Genomic DNA, 22,069 nt, shown 5'->3' on the forward strand with positions numbered 1-22,069 from the left:
GTTGTTTTACCATGGTCAACGTGACCGATTGTGCCCACGTTAACGTGTGGCTTATTACGTTCAAACTTAGCCTTAGCCATGAGATCTTCCTTTTTAAACTACTCATGGAGGATCACTCCATGAGCACTTGGTTTTAAACTATGAATTAGTTGGGCTTATAGTAATCGAAAGATTACTCGTCGTCACCTTTTTTACCACCAGCTTGGAACTTAGCAATGATGCCTTCAGCCACGTTACGTGGAGTTTCAGCATATTTAGCAAATTCCATAGAGTAAGTCGCACGACCTTGAGACATAGAACGCATGTGTGTTGCGTAACCGAACATCTCAGAAAGTGGAACTTCAGCACGGATTGCTTTAGTACCGCCAGGTAAATCGTCCATACCTTGAACCATACCACGACGACGGTTTAAGTCACCCATGATATCGCCCATGTAGTCTTCTGGAGTTTCTACTTCAACTTTCATGATAGGTTCAAGAAGAACAGGATCTGCTTTCATGAAACCATCACGGAATGCGTAAGAACCCGCCATTTTGAACGATAATTCGTCAGAGTCGACATCATGGTAAGAACCATCGAACAATGTCGCTTTGATGCCAACAACTGGGTAACCAGCTAGGACACCATTCTTCATACGTTCTTGAATACCTTTGTCTACAGCACCAAAGAATTCTTTAGGTACAACACCACCAACAACTTCTTCAGCGAACTCGTAGTCTTTACCAGCTTCAGGATCCATTGGCTCTAAACGTACATATACGTGACCGAATTTACCTTTACCACCAGTTTGACGAACAAACTTACCTTCTTGCTCAACAGATTTTTTAATCGTTTCGCGGTAAGCAACCATTGGTTTACCAATGTTCGCTTCAACACCGAATTCACGCTTCATACGGTCAACGATGATGTCAAGGTGAAGCTCACCCATACCAGCAATAATAGTCTGACCAGATTCTTCATCAGTACGAACGCGGAATGATGGATCTTCTTTCGCCAAGCGGCCCAAAGCAACTGACATTTTTTCTTGGTCAGCTTTAGTTTTAGGTTCAACTGCAAGTGCAATTACTGGCTCTGGGAATTCCATACGCTCCAATGTGATCACGTTGTTTTCATCACAAAGTGTATCACCTGTAGTCGTATCTTTAAGACCTACACATGCCGCGATATCGCCCGCACGAATTTCTTCGATGTCATGACGGTCATTAGCGTGCATCTGTACAATACGACCAACACGTTCACGTTTAGATTTAACAGGGTTATAAACTGCACTACCAGCTTTTAGAACACCTGAGTAAACACGAACGAATGTCAAGTTACCAACGAATTTGTCGTTCATAATTTTGAACGCAAGCGCAGCAAACGGTGCTTCATCAGACGCTTCACGAGAACCTTCTGTCTCATCTTTGTCGTCTAAGATACCTTTAATTGCTTCAACGTCAGTAGGTGCTGGTAAGAATTCAATAACAGCATCCAACATACGTTGAACACCTTTGTTTTTGAACGCTGAACCACAAAGCATTGGTTGAATTTCATTCAACAATGTACGTGCACGAAGACCACCGATGATTTCTTCTTTAGTCAAATCACCTTCTTCTAGGTACTTATCCATGAGTTCTTCTGATGCTTCTGCAGCAGCTTCAACCATGTTCGTACGCCATTCTTGAGCAAGCTCAACAAGGTCAGCAGGAATTTCACCGTATTCAAACTTCATACCTTGAGATGCTTCATCCCAGATAATCGCTTTCATTTCGATAAGGTCTACTACACCTTGGAAGTTTTCTTCTGCGCCAACAGGAATCACGATTGGCACTGGATTACCACCAAGACGTGTTTTTACTTGTTCAACAGCACGGAAGAAGTTTGCACCAGTACGGTCCATTTTGTTAACGAACGCAATACGAGGTACTTTATATTTATTTGCTTGACGCCATACAGTTTCTGACTGAGGTTGTACACCACCTACAGCACAGTAAACCATGCACGCGCCGTCAAGAACACGCATAGAACGCTCAACTTCGATCGTGAAGTCAACGTGTCCCGGTGTGTCAATTACGTTAATACGGTGTTGTTCGAACTGGTTACCCATACCTTTCCAGAAGCAAGTTACTGCTGCTGAAGTAATAGTAATACCACGTTCTTGCTCTTGTTCCATCCAGTCAGTTGTTGCTGAACCTTCGTGAGTTTCACCTAGTTTGTGGCTCTCACCTGTGTAGAACAAAATACGTTCAGAAGTCGTTGTTTTACCAGCATCAATGTGTGCTGAGATACCAATGTTACGGTAACGAGAAATTGGGGTTTGACGAGCCATGATTTCTTGCATTCCTAAATTTTGTTGTTTAAAACAGGACGCTTTAAGCTGCTGAGCAGCTTAAAGCGATTCGATGACAAATCAGTGAAACCCGACTTACCACCCTCCTGAATAGGGGCTGTTTTATCCGCTTAGAAACGGTAGTGAGAGAAGGCTTTGTTGGCTTCAGCCATACGATGCACATCTTCACGTTTCTTGATCGCTGAACCTTTACCTTCAGCTGCGTCAAGCAACTCACCAGCAAGGCGTAACGCCATAGTTTTTTCAGAACGCTTAGCAGCAGCATCTACTAACCAACGCATCGCTAAAGCAGTACGACGGGATGGGCGTACTTCCATAGGAACTTGGTATGTAGCACCACCAACACGGCGTGCTTTTACTTCGACCATAGGACGAACTTTTTCAAGAGTAGTCTCGAAAAATTCAACTGGGTCTACTTTAGATTTTTCTTGAACGCGGTCTAAAGCACCGTAAACGATACTTTCAGCAATAGATTTTTTACCATCTTGCATTACGTGGTTCATGAACTTAGCGATTGTTTGGCTGCCGAACTTAGGATCCGGAAGGATTTCACGAGCAGCGACTACGCGACGTCTTGGCATTTTAATACTACCTATAAATATGACACTTCAGGTTTATCCAGCAGCAGTACAAAGTGTCATGTACTATTCGCTGGCCTTACTACACGTCGCTTGAATTTCACAAAATTAAATGCAGAAATCAGACAAGCGAGACGATAAAGGATTGCAGTTCTATACGTTTAAGAAAATGATCTAGTTAGATTATTTCTTAGGACGCTTAGTACCGTATTTAGAACGAGACTGGTTACGATCTTTAACACCAGCACAGTCTAAAGAACCACGAACGGTATGGTAACGTACACCTGGTAAGTCTTTAACACGACCACCACGGATAAGAACAACACTGTGCTCTTGTAGGTTATGGCCTTCACCACCGATATAGCTAGATACTTCAAAACCTGAAGTTAAGCGAACACGGCAAACTTTACGCATTGCTGAGTTAGGTTTTTTAGGTGTAGTTGTGTAAACACGTGTACAAACACCACGACGTTGTGGACAAGCCTTCAACGCAGGAACTTTTGATTTTTCAATCAAAGTCGTACGACCCTTACGGATCAACTGATTTGTTGTTGCCATGTGGCAATTCTCCCGTTAATAAAAAGCCCCAAAAAATACTACTTTTTGAGGGCATGCAATTGTAAGCCAAGAAGTAAAAATGGTCAACATTCAACATGACATCAAATATTGACCATTGTGTGCTTACAACGAAATTTTCAGAATGATTTGATCAACCATTCATAACTAAATTTATTGTTTTTTCTGTGAAGTAGGTAGTGAGTTTGCTGCTTCGTCTTTCTTTTTTGAATTACGACGCTTAGGGGGCACTTTTACCTGCACAATAGGTTCGCCTTGAGGCTGGTCTTTATCAGCGTCTTGAACACTTTCATTAGAAGCCGATTCCACATGTTTTTCAGCTAAGGCCTTAAGACCATCCTCAACACTGACCACTTCTTCTTTTTCAGACTCGGTAGATTTTGCTTCAATTTTAATTGCTGAAATTGAATCATTATGAACTGCAGACTCATCAACTTGAATAGACTCTTCTCCTTCAAGTTTTTTTACAAACTCTTCAACCTCAACCACTAACTCATTATTGATTGACACTGCGGAATTCAATGCGAGTGAAGATTGCTTTAATAATTCTGTACCGCGCTCAAAGGCCTCCTGAACAGATACCTGCTCATCTGGATGTTGGAGAATGTACTTCTGTGCTCCTGAAAAAACAGCTCTAGCTTTAGTATGAGCCTCTTCCACCAAACGCCAGCTATATACTGCACCAATACCAGCACCAGCCACAGGTGCTAATTTAGATAAAATTGAAATTTGAGGAATCTGATTCAACCAATTCCATTTATAACCACCTTCAGGATTACTCAGCCAATTTTTTAAAGCCGTGAAGTCGTTACTAGAGCCCAATAGGGTTTGTAGCTGATGAGTATCTTGTGTTTCCAATAAATTTGCGACTGTTCTTAATGCCACTAAAAGTGTTTGCTTTTCCGCAATAACACCTAAATCGACTTGTTTGAATACATACTCAACGATCTCTTGCTCTTGACGATGATTAAGTTCAAAACCGTGCGCGCGCCCTTCTTGGTAAATACTACGCAACGTAAATGCCAACGAGAAAGGAATATCGATGGCCGTACCAACTACGCCTGTCGCACCAGACACTGCCCCCTGAACCGCTGCAATCAACTTATTTTGATTGGCTAATGCTTCACCGATACGATTCGCACGATCAGGGCTTGATTTAAGTTCATCCAAGCTTTTTGCACCAACTTCCTTTAATACATGCTCAACTGAACTTAACTCAGAAACAAAATCATTCAATTTATCAAAAAAATAATCTGCAACTTTGTTGTTTAAGTCCGGAGAGATAAAAGAAGCAACATTATTTAATTTACTGTAATGACGACCAAAAATTTTTTGAGAAACTTGAGGGACATGATCACGAAATAATTGTTGAGGGGTTTCGTACTTTTTTTGTTCAGTCATTTTTCTCTCATCTGAAGTTATGTCAATAATTTTTTGTGGATCAGGTTGTTGCGTCAATTTCGCAATTGATCCTGGTGCAACATGTTGTGCCAGTTCAAATCCAGTAGCACTGAGCTTTTTAGCCACTCCAAATGCTTTTAATACCAGTCCGCTAGATTGCTTATTATTAGAATTTGCCATTTACAACCCTCCTTCGCATTTATCACTTATGTTTAAAATTCTATGCGCAGTCAAGAGTTATCTCAACTTTATCGTGTTTTATTCGGTTGCAATATAGTGAACATATCTGCCAATAAGCGTTTTAACGCTGCGATATTGATTTGCCATAAGAATTTAAAATAGATTCTGATATCATGATACGAATTTTTGACAAGATCTTATGGATTTTTACATCCAATCAAATCATCGATGTGAATTTTTCCATAAAATGACTTCACCATAATAGGGAATTGTAAATGAAACGTGTTGTAATCACTGGTATGGGCATTAACTCATGCATTGGTAATACATTAGAAGATGTAAATCATGCCTTACAAAATGGTATTTCAGGCACACGTTTTAACCCAACTTATGCTGAACTTAATTTTAAAAGTCATGTTAGTGCTGCAGCAGAACAAAATTTTGACGGTATTGACCGTAAACTGAAACGCTTTATGGGTGTATGTGCGATGTATGCCTATAACGCTGCAGTCGCTGCGGTTGAAAATGCGGGTCTAACCGCTGAAGATCTTGCGGGCAATCCTCGTTATGGTATTGCGGGTGGTTCAGGCGGCAACTCTACAGCTTCTGTCGCTGAAATGATTGAACTTCTTGAAGAGAAAGGCGCACGTAAAATTGGCCCTTTCTTTGTTCCACGCAATATGTCAAATACTATTACAGCTAACGTTGGTGTGGCATTCAAATTACAAGGTATCGCTCACTCTATTACAAGTGCTTGTGCAACCTCAGCTGATGCCATTGGTTACGCATACAACCTGATTCAACTTGGCAAACAGGATCTAATGCTCGCTGGTGGTGGTGAAGAAGACCATTGGTCACAAAGTCTATTATTTGATGCAATGGGTGCTTTATGCTCAAAATATAATGACTCACCAGAAACCGCTTCTCGCCCTTACTCTGCTGATCGTGATGGTTTTGTCATTGCTGGCGGCGGTGGTTTCGTGGTACTTGAATCTCTTGAGCATGCTCAAGCGCGCGGTGCAAATATTCTTGCTGAAGTCGTTGCATATGCAGCCAACTCTGATGGTGCTGATATGGTCGCACCATCAGGTGAAGGTGCAACACGTTGCATCTTGATGGCACTTGATGAAGCAAAACAGCATGGTGTTGAAAAAATTGATTATGTAAATACACACGGCACATCTACACCAGCTGGTGATGTGACTGAATTGAAAGCAATGGAACGCGCATTCGGTGAAGGTCAAGTACCACCTTTAAGTTCAACAAAATCTATGACAGGTCATAGCTTAGGCGCTGCAGGTGTACAAGAAGCGATTTACTCTATTCTCATGATGCAGAATGACTTTATTGCACCAAATATCAACGTTACTGAGCTTGATGAAGGTGCAAAACCATTTGATATCGTACTTGAAAAACGCGATACAAAACTGAATACTGTAATGAGTAACAGTTTTGGTTTCGGCGGCGTAAATGCCTGCCTCATTTTCAAGAAATGGGAAGGCTAATTTAATTCCGCCCATAATGGGTGATTAGATGGATGCTCCTTCAGATGCTTTCCTATGGGTAAAAGCATTACATATTATTGCTGTGGTATGTTGGTTCGCTGCTTTGTTCTATCTACCACGGCTTTATGTTTATCATGCGATGAGTGACGATGCCATAAGTCATCAACGCTTTGAAGTCATGGAACGTAAGCTTTATCGTGGCATTATGTGGCCTGCGATGATCGCAACATTGATCACTGCACATTTTTTAGTGGACTGGGGTGATGCAACTCGACATTATCATGAAGCTTTATGGTTTTATTTAAAAGTTGGTTTAGTCGGATTACTGGTCATATACCACCTAGTGTGTGGATATTACCGTAAAAAACTCATTGATAATGCACACTATAAAAGTCATAAGTTCTGGCGCTATTTCAACGAAATGCCCACATTGATCTTATTCGCAGTTGTAATTTTAGTTGTGGTCAAACCTACATTCTAACTAAAGAATATAAAAAAACCTCCATTCGTGGAGGTTTTTTCTTTCTCTAAAAATTAATTATGGTTACGCTTACGCATACGTGGTTTATAAAGAACACGGTATGTTACAGCCAACAGAATTAACCAGATTGGGCTAATCATCAAAGCTTTAAGCGTGTCTGGCTCTAAACTTAAAATGATTAATGCAAATAGCAAAAATGCCAATACAACGTATGACATTGCCACTCCACCCGGCATTTTAAAATTCGACTTTTCATGTAGCTCAGGTCGCAATTTACGGTAGCGTATATAGCACACCATGATAATCGCCCAAATACTAATGAAAAGAATCACACACAGCGAACTTGCTAATGTAAAAGCTTCCATCGTATTTGGCACAAAATACTGAAATGCTGCACCGGCCATAATAAATGTACATGAAAAGATTAATCCCTTAGCAGGTACGGCACGACTTGAAAGTTCTGCTAGCTTTTGAGGGGCTTGGCCGTCACGGGCCAATCCAAATAACATTCGACTGGTAGAAAAGACACCACTGTTCATGGAAGACATCACAGAAGACAAAACCACTAGGTTCATAATCACAGCAGCTGAACCAATACCCGCAAATAAGAATAATGTGACAAATGGACTTTGATCTGCTGGGATATTGATCCAAGGTGTCACAGACATAATCATGATCAACGAAAGCACATAGAAAATAATAATACGTGTCGGAATAGCATTAACCGCTTTTGGTAAATTTTTTTCAGGATCTTTGGTTTCCGCAGCCATCGTCCCGAGTAACTCTACACCAACAAAGGCAAACATTGCGATTTGAAAGCCTGCCAAAAAGCCCATGGATCCTTTCGGGAACATTCCACCATGAGACCAAATGTTACTGAAGCTTGCAACAGCACCACTTGGTGACTGAAAACTCGTAAACACCATGAAGGCACCAACCAAGATCAATCCAATAATGGCTAAAATTTTGATTAATGCAAACCAAAACTCAATTTCACCAAAAAGTTTTACAGTGACTAAGTTAATTGCGAGTATGAATAAGACACATCCTGCACTAATCACTGCTTGACCCATTGGGGTAAACATTTGATCTGGAGGTAACCAAAAACTGAAATAATTGATAATTGCTGCTAAATCAGCAATACCGACCAAAATCCATCCCAGCCAATATGACCAACCAATATAATACCCTGCACCTGGTCCAATGAGATCATGTGCCATATCAATAAATGATTTGTAGTGCAGATTAGATAAAAGAATTTCACCAAGGGCACGCATCAAGAAAAAAAACATAGCACCAATAATCATATAAATGATGATGATTGAAGGTCCTGCAAGTGAAATCGTTTTTCCTGAGCCCATAAACAACCCTGTACCAATCGCTCCACCGATGGCGATGAGTTGTAAATGTCGATTTGAAAGCTTACGCTGTAATTCATTGGGAGATGATTGTTCATCAATATTTGTGGTTGTCATTATTCAACATCCTTTTACACCATCTAATCTAATCGATCAGCCTAAATTCCGCTTCAAACTGAGATTCGAGAGATTTTGTTATTATGAGAGGAGCCATAAATGACTCTTCCTCGTGAAGTCTTACTTATATTCAGTTATTTCAATGCAGCAATCACTGCGATTTCAATTAACCATTCTGGATTAACGAGGTCAGCCTGAATGGTTGCTCGTGATGGTGGTATTGAATCCTCCATCCATTCAATCCAAATTTGATTGACGATTTGAAAATCTTCCAAATTCTTCACAAAAACTTGTGCTGACAATAAACGAGATTTATCTGTGCCTACTTGAGCCAAGAGAGCGTCTATCGTATTAAGCACATCTTTTGTTTGTAAGGCGATATCAGGCGTCGTAATCTTAGGTACTTGACCAGAAAGATAAGCCACTTGATTAAAGACTGTAACTGCACTCATCACGCCATTACTATTGAATTTTTGAATATCCTGATTTTGCATATTAATTCCTTGATTACTCAGTATCGATCCTAGTGTTGATCGTTGAATTTTTAACATTAAATTTCTAGAACAAATGGAACCCGCGTCGTTACGCCACACATTAACTCATATCCCACAGTACTCGCTCCTGCAGCGACCTCATCAATCGGTAACAAACTTCCATACTTTGAGATGCCCCACAGTACGACTTCACTGCCAATTTTTGCATCTTCAATATGCGTGATATCAACAGCTAGCATGTCCATACTTACACGACCAATTAAAGAAGTTTTTTGCCCATTCACAAGCACTGCTGTGCCAGATTGAGTAATCCGTTGATATCCATCTGCATATCCACAAGCGACAATGCCAATTTTCATAGCTTTTTCTGCAAAAAATGTCGATCCATAGCCAATACTTTGCTGCGGATTGACTTCTTGAATTGCAATCAATTCACTTCTTAAAGACATTGTTGGTTTTAAATTCCAATCTTGAATAGTATGGCTTGGATAATCCGGTGAACTCCCATACAACATAATGCCACTGCGTACAATGTTGGAGTGGACATGATTGGCATGTCTAAGGATGGCTGCACTATTACTTACTGAGCAAGGACCACCTAAAGCACTGACGATTTGATTGAATACTGAAATTTGATAGTCAACGCCAACCTGATTCAAGCGCTCGCCATCAGCATCAGAAAAATGTGTCATGTGGGTAATTGATGACACTTGCGGCAATTCAGTTAACAGACTCCAAATTTCAGAGTAACGTTGAGGTTGGAATCCTAGGCGATTCATGCCACTGTTCATTTTCAGAAAAATATTAAAATGAGCATCTAAACCGCACCGCTTAATCCATTCGACTTGAATCTCATTATGAACGGTAAATTGAAGATCCAAATCATGACACAACTGTAAATCCGCTTCTTGAAAGATACCTTCCAAAAGCAAAATTGGGCCTTTCCAACCTAAATCTCGAACTCGTTGTGCTTCACTCAGCTCTAGAAGTGCAATTCCATCTGCATCCACTAAGGCTGAATAAATGCGCTCGATCCCATGACCATAAGCATTAGCTTTAACAACAGCAAAAACTTGTGCATTCGGTACATGTTGCTTAGCAACTTTCAAATTATGCTTGATCGCGTTTAAGTGAATAACAGCCTGTATTGGGCGAGACATATTCCTTGTCCTATTATTTATTTTTTAATAGCAAACCACGCAGCCTTTATGCTGCGTGGTTATAACGTTGAATTGAAAGTCCATCGGTACTAATCTCTGGAGTCCGATTCAGCACTAAATCACTAATCAGCTTTCCAGAACCACATGCCATGGTCCAGCCGAGCGTGCCATGTCCAGTATTTAAAAATAGATTCTTATATTTCGTCGCACCGATAATAGGCGTACTGTCTGGTGTCATCGGTCGTAGTCCCGTCCAGAAACTGGCTTGTGCCATATCTCCACCTGGGAACAAATCACGCGTTACCATCTCCAAAGTACCACGGCGATCCTCATTCAATTCCTTATTGAAACCACTTAACTCAGCCATCCCACCGACACGAATTCGTTGATCAAAACGAGTTATTGCTATCTTGTAAGTTTCATCCAATACGGTTGATTGAGGCGCATATTGCGCATCCACGATAGGTATAGTTAATGAATATCCCTTTACTGGATAAATGGGCAAATCTAGACCTAATGGTTTAATAAAATCTCGTGAATAGCTACCGAAGGCAAGTACATAACGATCTGCTGTAAGTACCTGACCGTCGACAACAACGCCTTTGATTTCGTCACCTTCAACTACGAGTTTTTCAACATTTTGATTAAATTTAAACTCAACACCAATACCTTTTGCATATTCAGCAAGCGCGTTGGTAAAGATATAGCAATCCCCAGTCTCATCATTTGGAAGATGTAAACCACCGACTAATTTGTCTTTAACTTCCGCTAATGCAGGTTCAACTCGACCTAGACCTTCACGATCTAATAACTCAAATTCGACACCTGTTTCTTTTAAAACTTCAATGTCTCGTTGAACTGCGTCTAATTGCGCATCCTTACGAAAAATTTGTAATGTTCCTTTTGAACGATTCTCATAAGATATGCCAATATTTTCGCGTAGTTCTCTTAAACAATCTCGACTGTATTCAGCAACACGTACCATACGCTCTTTATTGATGGCGTAATGTGCCGCATTGCAGTTCTTCAACATTTGAGCCATCCATTTCAGCTGCCACAAGCTTCCATCAACGTTAATTGCTAATGGTGCATGATGTTGAAACATCCATTTAACCGCTTTAAATGGAATTCCTGGTGCAGCCCATGGTGTAGAATATCCAGGAGAAATCTGTCCTGCATTGCCAAAACTCGTTTCTTCGGCAGGACCTGATTGACGATCTAATACAGTGACGCTTGCTCCTTGTTGCGCTAGGTAATACGCACTTGCAACACCAATGACACCACTACCTAATACAATAACGCGCATGAACTATCCCTCAGCACTGTGTAGTTTATTTCACTAGTATATTTTTGCTTTAATAGTTTTTTTCACTCTTTTAAACGTTATAATTTAGGTAATTTAAGGGTTTTATCCTAAAAAAATTAAAAAATAAGGAAATTATTCATGCGGAAATTAGATCGCACTGATCGTATGATTTTAGATATTCTACAAAAGGACGGTCGTATCGCCATTAGTGAACTGGCTGCTAAAGTCAATCTTTCTACAACCCCTTGCTCGGAAAGAGTCAAAAGACTAGAACGAGATGGCATTATTATGGGCTATTACGCCCGCTTAAATCCGGAGTTATTGGAGCGTAATTTACTCGTCTTTCTAGAAATTAAATTATCGGCGAAATCTGGAGATGTTTTTGATCAAGTCGCCAAGAATTTAGTTGAGATACCTGAGGTATTAGAGTGTCATTTAATTTCAGGTGAATTCGATTACTTGGTGAAAGCGAGACTAAAAGAAATGAGTGCTTATCGCCAACTACTGGGTGACCTGCTTAAAATGCTTCCCTCCTCTGCATCCTCCCATAGTTACATCGTGATGGAAGAGGTCAAAGAATCCTTGTATTTGGATCTAAGCTAAGCTACGAAGAGCAATCTCTTGAGAGTTGCTCTTGAGCCCAAATTTCGGCTTAGATTAATCAACGTAATTTAAAATTTGATGGAAAGCTTGAATTCTGGCTTTGGGTGCAGCAGCGGCTAACTCTGCATCACTGCCATAACCGTATTCCACTGCAATCGTTTCAATTCCATTTTTTCGAGCACCGATAATGTCATGCTCTCGGTCCCCTACCATCAAACAGGTTTCTGGCTTAATTTTTTCTTGCTCTAAAATATATGCAATAAGTTCAGCTTTATTGGTGCGGTCACCATTTAACTCACTGCCATAGGCATAATCAAAATACGGTGTGAGATTGAAATGTTCAAGAATTTGCTGAGCATACACTTCAGGCTTCGCAGTAGCTAAAAACAATCTGTAACCTTTATTCTTAAGTGTTGCCAATGTCTCCGCTACATCTTCAAATAATAAATTTTCAAATAAACCTTTTACAGCAAAGCGCTCACGATAACCAAGTAAAGCCTGTTCCGCCAAATCATCATTCACATCAACCTTCAAAATTTTGGCCAACGAGGCTTTTAAAGGTGGTCCAATAATCCAATCAATATTCTCATCCTCCGCGATAAGATGACCTACTTTTTCTAAACCATAGCGTGCAGAAGTCGTAATACCCACTTTAGGATCAGTTAGCGTTCCATCTAAATCAATGAGAATATTTTTAATCATGCTGTACCTTTTTTAGAAATGCTATCGAGACTTCTCAGAAACTTGCCTATACTACTCCAAATTGATCGATGAAGGACATTGTTGTGCGCCCTACTGTATTGTGCTTTTCTGGTTTAGATCCATCTGGTGGTGCTGGCTTACAAGCAGATATTGAAGCAATCGGCCAAAGTGGTGCTCATGCAGCAATCGCATGTACAGCGTTAACCATTCAAAACTCTCAACAAGTTTTTGGATTTGAAGCAACCTCAAAAGATTTACTGCTGGCTCAAGCGAATGCTGTAGTGAACGATCTTCCTATCAAAGTAGTGAAATCTGGCATGCTCGGCACTACCGACAATATCGCCGCTTTGGCAGAATTCCTAAGAGCACATCCTGATTTCCAATACGTACTCGATCCAGTTTTGGTTGCCAATAGTGGTGGCTCATTAGGAAATCAAGCAACATTGGTCAAGGCTTTTGTTGAATTGATTCCTCTTGCTACGATTCTTACACCGAATACCGTTGAACTTCGCGCATTAACAGGCTGTGAAGATTTAGATCAAGCTACACAGAAGTTATTTGAAATGGGTGCTAAAGCTGTATTAGTCAAAGGTGGTCACGAAGACACACCGACTTATATTAGAAATGCACTCTACATCAACGGTGATATGGTCTCTGAAACAAAATGTCCTCGTCTTGAAGGTGAGTATCATGGTTCAGGCTGTTCTCTTGCTAGTTTTATTGCAGGGAGGTTGGCACAAGGTGATCAAATTAAAAATGCAGTTCACCATGCGGAAACATGGCTATTTGGTGTATTAAAACGTGCTGAAATCCCAGTTGAAGGTGGCCAAAGAATTCCAAAACGCTTCTAAATAAAAAGCCCACTGACTGTGGGTTTTTTTTTATTAATCTTTTAGTCTTTCTTTGACTGATCGGATATGTTCTCTATTGGTTTTCCACGATTTTTGAAGCGCTGCTTTTTCAATACGATATTTAATTCTCTGTAGTCTACGATCATCAATCACTTTCATTTGGTAGCTTTTAACTTCTTCAATCCAACTTTTACCCCAATGAACATGTACAGGAATTGGTGTTTTAAACTCACAATTAGGCACGAAAACTATTAACCCATGTATCGACAGATTTGAATCGATTAAATCTTTTAACAATCCCTCTAAAACCTTTATATGCTTGTAGTTTTGGTGCAATGGATTTTGAAATTTATGGCTAGATTTATAAATTTTTTGAGTCCACATTTTTTGATGTGATGAGCCAAAAATCCAACCTTTATAGTTTTTGGTCTCAATCACAAATATTCCATAAGGACTCAATAAAATATGGTCAATCTGTGTGGTCTGATTGTCCTGATCCAAAAATGTTAGATCATTCAGTAAAATATAGTCCTCATTCAAAAATTTTTTTGCATGATATTGGACAATGTATTCACCCAATTTTCCTTTGATATAAGGTACAAACATTTTGAATACAGGGATGATTGCTAGAATGAAGATCAACCACCATAACTGCGATATGAGATTAAAAACAATTGTAATTATAGGATTTTCATTAGACATAATTTTTGTATTTCATATGTTTATGCTGTTATAACATCACCACTTATCATCTTCAAGCTGCAGCAGCTTAAGCTTATTTTCCACACCTCCTGAAAATCCGACCAGCTTGCCATTGACACCTATTACACGATGACAAGGTACAATGATCGCGATAGGATTTTTCCCATTGGCCAAGCCTACCGCTCGAACCGCTTTTACATTCCCAACATCCTCAGCAATTTGCTTATACGTTCTAGACTCTCCAAAAGGAATTTTTAACAGCGCATTCCATACCGAGCGTTGGAATTCTGTCCCATAAAGTTCTATAGGCAAATCAAATACCTGACGTTGTTTTAAAAAATATTCGCGAAGCTGTGTTTCGGCAATGCATAAAATCTCGTGATCATCCCGCTGAATTACGATTTGATTTCGGATAAACTGAGGAAGTGCATTCTCCCAAGCGACAACAATCAATGCTCGATCATGAGCAACCAATTGAAGTTCACCGACAGGTGTCATTATTTTTTTTAAATAAAATTGAGTCATTTTTTAATCGCCTGAAAGTTGAATCATCTAACTATGTTGATGATAACTTCATCAAGACCAAACCCGAAATAATCAATACTGCAGCGATCATTCTCATTGCATTTGCAGGTTCTCCAAGAATAAAAATCCCAACCACAAATGAACCTACAGCGCCTATGCCTGTCCATACGGTATAAGCTGTCCCGAGTGGCAAAGTTTTCATCGCATAGGAAAGTAAAGCAAAACTTGCGATCATGAAAACGATCGTCAAAATACTGGGTGTCAATTTGGTGAATCCATCTGAAACTTTCATAAAATAGGCCCAGACCACTTCCAACAACCCTGCAACAATCAAGACTAACCAAGCCAAAATAAACCCTCTCTCAATTAAAAAAAGCAGCGTATGGATACGCTGCCTTAAATCTTACGCTGAAGCTAATTTCATCATGACTAAACCTGAAATAATCAGAATAGCCGCAATCATCCGCATTGCTGTCGCAGGCTCACCCAGAATAAAAATGCCGACTAAAAAAGACCCTACTGCACCAATCCCCGTCCAAATCGTATAGGCAGTTCCCAGAGGGAATGTTTTCATGGCATGTGCCAACAACCCAAAACTGAGAACCATAAAAAATAGAGTAATTGCAGTCGGTGTGAATTTAGTAAATCCTTCAGACATTTTCATACTATATGCCCAAACGATCTCAAATAAACCCGCGAGAATAAGAATAAACCAAGCCATGATGCCTGCTCCCAATTAAAATAATTTAAGAGTCAGGCCGTCCTGACGATTTTTCTCAGAGAAATGAGGGAGGTCGTTCCTCCAAATGATGGTTGAATTATATCAACACACGCACAAAATAGGCGCAATTTTACAATTTTTGACCCAAAATACACCTACAAAAAATAGGTCATTATCGGACTAGCTTTTCTAGATTATTTCTGCATTTTTAGGCTATTGCATTACAAAGGCGATCGCTATTGGCAGATAGAAGACTAAATCCGCACTAAATTAAAACACTTTACTGCACTATAGAATCACTGGTCTGGGATGTTTAAATTGATTTTTTATCTCGCTCTTTTAAGACTTATTCACGAAGATAAGCCAAATAATGAGCAACGAAAATTTCTCCCCCAAACAATACAACAGAAAAGATAAGAAGATCCATTTTTTGTAAAAAAGGACTCAAATGAGTCCTTTTTATACATTTATTGTCTAATAAACAAACCATTGAACTAAATATGATTATAATCTAATCAAATTATCCAGACTGTTATCAACATAGATATCCACCACGTTATCCATAGACTTATCCACAGATGTGTGTAGTGTTATACATGTTTCGGATCAAACGTTAATTGAACCTACTTTCGCCAACTCTGCACGCATTTCATCAATTACAGCTTTATAATCTGGCTTTCCAAAAATGGCAGAACCAGCTACAAACATATCTGCACCAGCTTCAGCGATTTCACGAATATTTGCTGGACCAACACCACCATCAACTTCTAAGCGAATATCTTTACCAGATGCATCAATAATTTTGCGTGCTTTACGAAGTTTATCTAGCGTCATTGGGATAAATTTTTGTCCACCGAAGCCAGGGTTGACGCTCATTAATAAGACTTGATCCACTTTATCCAGTACATAATCAAGGTAATGTAAAGGCGTTGCAGGGTTAAAAACTAAACCTGCTTTAGCACCACCAGCTTTAATCAGCTGCAATGAACGGTCGATATGGTCTGATGCTTCTGGATGAAAAGTGATGATATCTGCACCCGCATCTAAGAAATCTCCGATCATACGATCGACTGGTTTCACCATAAGATGAACGTCAATTGGGGCCTGAATACCATATTTTTTAAGTGCCTTACATACACCAGCACCAAAAGTTAAATTTGGTACATAATGATTATCCATTACATCGAAATGGACCACATCTGCACCTGCTTCAAGTACGTTTTCGACTTCTTCACCTAAGCGAGCGAAATCAGCAGATAAAATCGATGGAGCAATTAAGAATGGCTTGGACATGTCAGGACCTGGCGGGAAATTAGAATTCAAAAGTTGATTATAGCAAAACTTCGTTTATTCATTCCTTCGAAATTACTGCTATTTAAATTTCAACTCAAAATGCTAATCGTTGATAAAAAAATCTTCAAGGACGGAATATGACTTATGCAAAGCTATGTTGCATATTCGGAACAACCTTATGGTGAGATGAATGTTAAGATACAATAAATTTCAAGCATTACGGTAAATAATGAAAACAACCACAACGATAGACAGCTCCGAAGCATTACGTATCGCTAAACGATTAAGCAATCATTGGAAACATAAATTTGATGTCGCCAATACCGATGACCAATATCAAATTTTTATGCCAAAAGTGACAGTTGAATTATCAATACAACCTGATCAACTTCATGTCAGTATTGTGAATAAAGAAGAAATATCTTTAGAAGAATTAATACGACTAGAAAATGTCGTGCTTGATCATATCAATCGCATGGTTCAAGCTGACTATCAAGTTATATGGTCTAGAGAAAGTTAAAGAAAAACCGACATAAAGTCGGCTTTTCATTATTGTTGCTGTTTAAATTCAGTAACACGGCGAATTCGTTCTTCAGTGGCAGGATGACTTGCAAAGAGATCAAGAATTTTTGATTGATCTTCGTCTTCTCCCATATCATCACTCATACGTTTTAAAAAGTTTGCAAAATGCACTGTATCCATTTCATGTTTATGCATGAGTTCTAGCGCATACTGATCTGATTCTAACTCAAACTTCCGTGAATATCCTGCACCAATCATGGCAACTGGCAAAGTCGCAATTAAATCCGATCCATCACCAGTGATAGCAATATAAAGTACGCTGAATCCTAGGCTCGAAAGACCTTGTTGTAAGCTGTGACGTTTTAATAAATGTGCTTGTTCATGTGCCAAAACGCCGATAATTTCCTGATCATTCTTGGCAAGCTTCACTAATTCATCGGTGAGATAAATTGTATTGTTTGGCAATGCGAGTGCATTGGCTCCAAGCGAGGTACCTTCCCTAAATTTCAACTGAGCGGGACGACCCTCAGCAACATATTTCAGATAATCCGCGAGAATCCGATCCTGTCTTTGCTGTGATAACTGAGAAGGTTTAGTGTATTCGGCTAAATAAACTTCTGCCTGACCACCCAAACGATTCAGCGTATTTTCTGGCAGCTGGAAAGCAACAATGTGCGATGCCGTCGGTATTCCCCATTTAATGACGGAGAAACCAAGTGCGACCACGAAAATAACACTAAAAATAATCAACGATGGTGTACGTTCAAGTTTCCATACTTTTTGATGAAAATTTTTATGCTCAACAGGCAACCATTCAGGAAGCTGACGCTCATGAAATTCAATCCTAGCGTCATGTGTTAACTCTAAAGCTGGATTACGTCGACCAATTTTACCAAGCAATACCATTTCATCTGCATGATAGTAGACTGTTTTCACTTCGCCTTTATCTGTATAACTGACAGCGATACTGTCTTGATTAGCAGGGCGAATCTGTGCTGTAAAAGGCTTAGAAAGAACACCATCATAATATGTCACTGTGAGAGGTTGATTCATTGAATTAACTCCTAAAGTGAAATATCAATATCAAAAATATCACTAATTTCTTCCGCGATGGCACTATGATCACTTTGCGCAATATTCATCATCAGGTTTGGATCATCATTTAATTCTAAGCTCATCGATTCAACTTGGTATCGATAAATGCGAATAGCAGCCCATGCTGACAATAATCCTAAACTTAAGATTCTAGCGATCCAATTACTCGCAACAATCCATGCATAGCGCCATTGATTACAACTGGTCTTAAACTGACTGCTGTTGAGTGTTGTGCTATTCCACGTAGTAATAAAAATTCGTGCCTGTATTAACGGACCAATAAACAACATTCCAATCGCATAAACGGCAAAGATCATCATCAGCATCATATCCATTCCATGACCACTGAGTATTGATAATGTCGAACCACCAAATCCGATGAGCATAAGAATCAATACAAAGAGAATCATGGGAACATATACTGCTCGCATATAACTAGGCCAGTCATTGTTTAATTGAAATTTGAGTTGTCCAACGTACAAATGATTAAGCGTATATTTTTTATAAATCCAAATTGCGACAGGGCTAAATATTCCTAATGTAAAAATGGTGATAGCAAGCGCAATTAAAAATTGTTTATAGGCTTCTTTATTCGTGCCAGAAAAATAAAAACGGCTGTTCCCAAATTTACTGTTGCGCGCATTAAATCGAATTGTGGCTCGTACCAACCATGGAAGAGCAATATAAATAATCAGTCCACCAAATGCTGCTATCGTCATATCCATATATGAGGCAATCGCAAATATTGCCCAAATGCCAATGGCTATCAGTCGACCAATCAAAATTTTAGTCGGTAAACCAGTAAAATCAAAAAAGCGATGAAAAAATTCGGTATTGTTATAAAAATATCTTAAACGACGTACTTTCGCCCATGGCGCATATAGGCTCAATGTCGCAATCGTCAATAAAATATTGACGATCCATATGCCAAAGTACTCCATCGCATTGCCATGAAATTTAAATTTAAATACTTTCCCCATATAAATCGGTCGATTTTCATCTGCATCAGATAATGGAAATGGATCGTTGATGAATGGTAAGGGTGCTTGTTCAGCGGAGTGTTCTGATGAATTCATTATTATTTTCTCTGATTATAAAAATGACATCCCGAGAGATGTCATCATTCAACATGGTTTAAATGTGATATCGCACACATTATAACGAACTTAAGTATGAATATCTTAAAATTCAAATGAGATTAATTTTGCAATTGTAAAGCATGGAATTGCAGATGATCATCAATAAAACTTTGGATAAAGAAGTATCCATGATCATAACCCTCATGCTCCCGCAATGTGAGCTTTTGACCTACGGTTTTACATGATTCAGCAAATAGCGCTGGATTAAGTTGAGCATAAAACTGATCTGCAACCCCCTGATCAATTAAAACTTCGTGATATAGAGCACCCTTTTCTTTCACGAGTTCATTCGCATCATGTGCTTTCCATAACTCACGTTCTTCTCCGAGGTAAGCTGAAAATGCCTTTTCACCCCATGGACAAATTGATGGCGCACAAATCGGTGCAAATGCTGAGACTGACTTAAATAAGTCTGGATACTTCCAAGCAAGCGTGAGTGCACCGTGTCCTCCCATGCTGTGACCAAAAATACCAATCCCCTCATCCTGTACAGGAAACGATGTAAGAACTAGAGAATACAGCTCCTGTATAAGATACGACTCCATCTGATAATGCTCAGCCCAAGGTGCTTGAGTTGCGTTTAAATAGAATCCAGCCCCTTGCCCTATATCCCAAGAATCCCCGACCGCCACGTCGTCACCACGAGGTGATGTATCTGGAGCAATCAATATAATTCCCAATTGTGCAGCTAAACGTTGTGCGTGTGCTTTGATGACAAAAGTTTCTTCAGTACAAGTCAAACCTGCAAGATAGTACAACGCAATACATTTTTGACCTTCGAGTGCCTGTGAAGGTAAAAATACAGAAAATTTAGTCGGATTTTTCAAAAACTTTGAATTGATCTGATAAACACGTTGTTCACCATCAAAACATTTATTCTTTTGAACCAATTCCATTGCACTGCCTCACACATTTAATTTTTAAAACATCATCGCATATTCGTAAACTGAGCACTATCACTCTGGTGTTCACTACTTACGGTTGATAATCCAACCTGAGGAAATAATCTCTTTTCAAGTTGCGGCAACATAATTTCCATATTCTTACCAATGACCCATTGTGGCTCTGATGGCATAAACCCTTGTGCATTTTCCCAATGCGCAATATTGACTGATGCATCTTCAAAGGCTTCACGTAAGCTATTTTTTTCACGCATCGCTAAATCAAAGAAAGCACGTCCAAAATAAGTCGAGTCTGCATCATTTGAACAACCAAAAGACTCTCGATCTGCTGCAGCTGCAGTAATGACTAATGTATCTGGCGATTGCAACGCTGGAATAAAACTACCAGAGAAACATGATGAAATCACAATGACTCTCCACCTGATCCCTGATTTATCAAGCGTTTGGCGCAACCATTTTGGATCTATGTCTTCCAAATCAATTGGCGTATTCTCCATTTGAAATTGGTTACTCAATCCATGGGAAGTCATATAAAGAAACAGGACATCACTTTCACGATTCATCTGAGCGCCAATACGTTGCAATGCCAAATCAATACTGGTCTTTGACGCAATTGGATATTCTTCGCGAGTCGCAGGATTATTAATTAACGCAATTGAACGACCAAAGGTTCCGAAACGCGTATCAAATTGATCTTTAAATCTTTGAATTTCCAATTTGAATACATCTTGATAACTTGCACCAGCTACGCCCATAAAATACCAATGCGAGTTCGCAAACTCTCCAAATTGAATCTGTTCAAGCGCCTGATTTAATAATCTGCTTTGCGCGTAAAATGATTGTTCTGAAATACTTGGAGGCGCCTCATCTACCTTCCAAATTGGTTGACTTTGTGACGAAATCTGCCACACAAAAAGTGTAAAAAATGTGGCGATCATGATGAGCAATCGCTCCCACCAAGGCCATTTTAATTCACGCGAAAAAACCCAAACAACAGCTAAACTTTGCCAAACAAACAATAAAGAAAATATGTGCTGCAAATGATCAACAAGGAAATTAGGTTGATAGTCAAAGTTATTAAAATAATATTGGATAAGACACTGAATCAAAACAATATGTGTGTCTAGTACTAACCAAAGTAATGCTGGCACCAACATCAAACGTGGATTATTAGTACGCTGTGAAAGGAAAATCCCAACAATTAAAGCAATAAATGGCCAGAGCGCATAACTCACTAATCCTTGAGAGTTAAATTCTCCAGCACCATTCGATAACAACCAGCTAAATAAAGAGCTCGCTGAACCTCCAAGAATTCCCCAAAAAATAAGTTGAAGAATTGATGGCCTTACAATCTGTAGTGATTTCCTCGAACCTAAAAATAACCAAATCCCTGCAAGCTGGTTACTTTTTAAATCATGCCAAAAGTTAATTGAAGGTTTAAGGTCTATCATAAGATTACTGTGTAGGTGCTTGGATCAGCTTTTTTAAGTTTATGCTCGGTTAAATAATTATCAATGCTACTTTTAACT

The 22,069-nt window shown here is 39.4% G+C and carries 23 protein-coding genes and 1 pseudogene; 5 read left to right on the top strand and 19 right to left on the bottom strand.

Annotation, left to right across the window (positions count from 1 at the left end; translation table 11 throughout):
* The 5 genes and pseudogenes from AC1M9C_RS14005 to AC1M9C_RS14025 all read right to left on the bottom strand — a co-directional run.
* Window positions 1-80: pseudogene (locus AC1M9C_RS14005) on the bottom strand (hypothetical protein); the annotation flags it as partial.
* A gap of 92 nt (window positions 81-172) precedes the next feature.
* Window positions 173-2,308 (bottom strand): elongation factor G, encoded by a 2,136-nt coding sequence (fusA, locus tag AC1M9C_RS14010; protein ID WP_035268315.1) that lies wholly within the window; start codon window positions 2,306-2,308, stop codon window positions 173-175.
* A gap of 131 nt (window positions 2,309-2,439) precedes the next feature.
* Complete coding sequence (rpsG, locus tag AC1M9C_RS14015) at window positions 2,440-2,910, bottom strand: 30S ribosomal protein S7 (RefSeq protein WP_004648014.1); 471 nt, start codon at window positions 2,908-2,910, stop codon at window positions 2,440-2,442.
* Window positions 2,911-3,090: 180 nt separating this feature from the next.
* A complete protein-coding gene (rpsL, locus tag AC1M9C_RS14020) occupies window positions 3,091-3,465 on the bottom strand; it encodes a 30S ribosomal protein S12 (RefSeq protein ID WP_004648013.1) in 375 nt (124 codons plus the stop codon).
* A gap of 171 nt (window positions 3,466-3,636) precedes the next feature.
* On the bottom strand, window positions 3,637-5,064 hold the full coding sequence (locus AC1M9C_RS14025; protein ID WP_481588044.1) for an EcsC family protein: 1,428 nt from the start codon (window positions 5,062-5,064) through the stop codon (window positions 3,637-3,639).
* A 275-nt stretch (window positions 5,065-5,339) separates the two neighbouring features.
* Between AC1M9C_RS14025 and AC1M9C_RS14030 the strand changes: the two genes are divergently transcribed.
* Together AC1M9C_RS14030 and AC1M9C_RS14035 are read left to right on the top strand one after the other, a co-directional pair.
* Window positions 5,340-6,569, top strand: coding sequence for a beta-ketoacyl synthase N-terminal-like domain-containing protein (locus AC1M9C_RS14030; RefSeq protein ID WP_035268310.1), 1,230 nt, complete (start codon window positions 5,340-5,342; stop codon window positions 6,567-6,569).
* 28 nt (window positions 6,570-6,597) lie between these two features.
* A complete protein-coding gene (locus tag AC1M9C_RS14035; RefSeq protein WP_481588043.1) occupies window positions 6,598-7,050 on the top strand; it encodes a CopD family protein in 453 nt (150 codons plus the stop codon).
* 53 nt (window positions 7,051-7,103) lie between these two features.
* Here the strand turns inward: AC1M9C_RS14035 and AC1M9C_RS14040 are convergent, their stop codons facing one another.
* The 4 genes from AC1M9C_RS14040 to AC1M9C_RS14055 all read right to left on the bottom strand — a co-directional run bounded on the left by AC1M9C_RS14040 (window position 7,104) and on the right by AC1M9C_RS14055 (window position 11,485).
* Window positions 7,104-8,525: an amino acid permease gene (locus AC1M9C_RS14040; RefSeq protein ID WP_481953924.1), complete on the bottom strand. Its 1,422-nt coding sequence runs from the start codon at window positions 8,523-8,525 to the stop codon at window positions 7,104-7,106.
* 134 nt (window positions 8,526-8,659) lie between these two features.
* Window positions 8,660-9,019, bottom strand: coding sequence for a RidA family protein (locus AC1M9C_RS14045; RefSeq protein WP_481953925.1), 360 nt, complete (start codon window positions 9,017-9,019; stop codon window positions 8,660-8,662).
* Between the two features lie 56 nt (window positions 9,020-9,075).
* The gene (alr, locus tag AC1M9C_RS14050) at window positions 9,076-10,179 is read right to left on the bottom strand and encodes an alanine racemase (RefSeq protein WP_481953926.1); all 1,104 of its coding nucleotides are present in this window, start codon (window positions 10,177-10,179) and stop codon (window positions 9,076-9,078) included.
* Between the two features lie 46 nt (window positions 10,180-10,225).
* Complete coding sequence (locus AC1M9C_RS14055) at window positions 10,226-11,485, bottom strand: D-amino acid dehydrogenase (RefSeq protein WP_481592386.1); 1,260 nt, start codon at window positions 11,483-11,485, stop codon at window positions 10,226-10,228.
* 138 nt (window positions 11,486-11,623) lie between these two features.
* Here AC1M9C_RS14055 and AC1M9C_RS14060 point away from each other — a divergent pair, with 138 nt between their 5' ends.
* Complete coding sequence (locus AC1M9C_RS14060; protein WP_092768640.1) at window positions 11,624-12,088, top strand: winged helix-turn-helix transcriptional regulator; 465 nt, start codon at window positions 11,624-11,626, stop codon at window positions 12,086-12,088.
* 54 nt (window positions 12,089-12,142) lie between these two features.
* On the opposite strand, the gene AC1M9C_RS14065 is transcribed toward AC1M9C_RS14060, so the two are convergent.
* Window positions 12,143-12,790 carry an HAD-IA family hydrolase gene (locus tag AC1M9C_RS14065; RefSeq protein WP_180000196.1) on the bottom strand — a complete coding sequence of 216 codons (648 nt, stop codon included), beginning with the start codon at window positions 12,788-12,790 and terminating at the stop codon, window positions 12,143-12,145.
* An 83-nt stretch (window positions 12,791-12,873) separates the two neighbouring features.
* Between AC1M9C_RS14065 and AC1M9C_RS14070 the strand changes: the two genes are divergently transcribed.
* A complete protein-coding gene (locus AC1M9C_RS14070) occupies window positions 12,874-13,641 on the top strand; it encodes a hydroxymethylpyrimidine/phosphomethylpyrimidine kinase (protein WP_035268321.1) in 768 nt (255 codons plus the stop codon).
* A 33-nt stretch (window positions 13,642-13,674) separates the two neighbouring features.
* Here AC1M9C_RS14070 and AC1M9C_RS14075 read toward each other — a convergent pair whose 3' ends face one another.
* The 5 genes from AC1M9C_RS14075 to rpe all read right to left on the bottom strand — a co-directional run bounded on the left by AC1M9C_RS14075 (window position 13,675) and on the right by rpe (window position 16,882).
* Complete coding sequence (locus AC1M9C_RS14075) at window positions 13,675-14,343, bottom strand: nuclease-related domain-containing protein (RefSeq protein ID WP_481953927.1); 669 nt, start codon at window positions 14,341-14,343, stop codon at window positions 13,675-13,677.
* A gap of 36 nt (window positions 14,344-14,379) precedes the next feature.
* Entirely contained in the window at window positions 14,380-14,868 is a 489-nt protein-coding gene (locus AC1M9C_RS14080) for a methylated-DNA--[protein]-cysteine S-methyltransferase (protein WP_180028722.1), read from the bottom strand.
* Window positions 14,869-14,899: 31 nt separating this feature from the next.
* The gene (sugE, locus tag AC1M9C_RS14085; RefSeq protein ID WP_481588039.1) at window positions 14,900-15,217 is read right to left on the bottom strand and encodes a quaternary ammonium compound efflux SMR transporter SugE; all 318 of its coding nucleotides are present in this window, start codon (window positions 15,215-15,217) and stop codon (window positions 14,900-14,902) included.
* 54 nt (window positions 15,218-15,271) lie between these two features.
* Window positions 15,272-15,589, bottom strand: coding sequence for a DMT family transporter (locus AC1M9C_RS14090; RefSeq protein WP_481588038.1), 318 nt, complete (start codon window positions 15,587-15,589; stop codon window positions 15,272-15,274).
* A gap of 606 nt (window positions 15,590-16,195) precedes the next feature.
* On the bottom strand, window positions 16,196-16,882 hold the full coding sequence (gene rpe / locus AC1M9C_RS14095; protein ID WP_481588037.1) for a ribulose-phosphate 3-epimerase: 687 nt from the start codon (window positions 16,880-16,882) through the stop codon (window positions 16,196-16,198).
* A 229-nt stretch (window positions 16,883-17,111) separates the two neighbouring features.
* On the opposite strand from rpe, the gene AC1M9C_RS14100 reads away from it, so the two are divergent.
* Window positions 17,112-17,402 (top strand): DUF2218 domain-containing protein, encoded by a 291-nt coding sequence (locus AC1M9C_RS14100; RefSeq protein WP_481588036.1) that lies wholly within the window; start codon window positions 17,112-17,114, stop codon window positions 17,400-17,402.
* Between the two features lie 29 nt (window positions 17,403-17,431).
* Here AC1M9C_RS14100 and AC1M9C_RS14105 read toward each other — a convergent pair whose 3' ends face one another.
* The 4 genes from AC1M9C_RS14105 to AC1M9C_RS14120 all read right to left on the bottom strand — a co-directional run bounded on the left by AC1M9C_RS14105 (window position 17,432) and on the right by AC1M9C_RS14120 (window position 21,991).
* Window positions 17,432-18,457, bottom strand: coding sequence for a M48 family metallopeptidase (locus AC1M9C_RS14105; protein WP_481588035.1), 1,026 nt, complete (start codon window positions 18,455-18,457; stop codon window positions 17,432-17,434).
* Window positions 18,458-18,468: 11 nt separating this feature from the next.
* Complete coding sequence (locus tag AC1M9C_RS14110; protein WP_257219954.1) at window positions 18,469-19,479, bottom strand: YjgN family protein; 1,011 nt, start codon at window positions 19,477-19,479, stop codon at window positions 18,469-18,471.
* 218 nt (window positions 19,480-19,697) lie between these two features.
* Complete coding sequence (fghA, locus tag AC1M9C_RS14115; protein ID WP_481588034.1) at window positions 19,698-20,534, bottom strand: S-formylglutathione hydrolase; 837 nt, start codon at window positions 20,532-20,534, stop codon at window positions 19,698-19,700.
* Window positions 20,535-20,566: 32 nt separating this feature from the next.
* Window positions 20,567-21,991, bottom strand: coding sequence for a C13 family peptidase (locus tag AC1M9C_RS14120; RefSeq protein WP_180028728.1), 1,425 nt, complete (start codon window positions 21,989-21,991; stop codon window positions 20,567-20,569).
* Between the last annotated feature and the right edge of the window lie 78 nt (window positions 21,992-22,069).

The organism is Acinetobacter sp. 24-47-39, assembly GCF_056783825.1.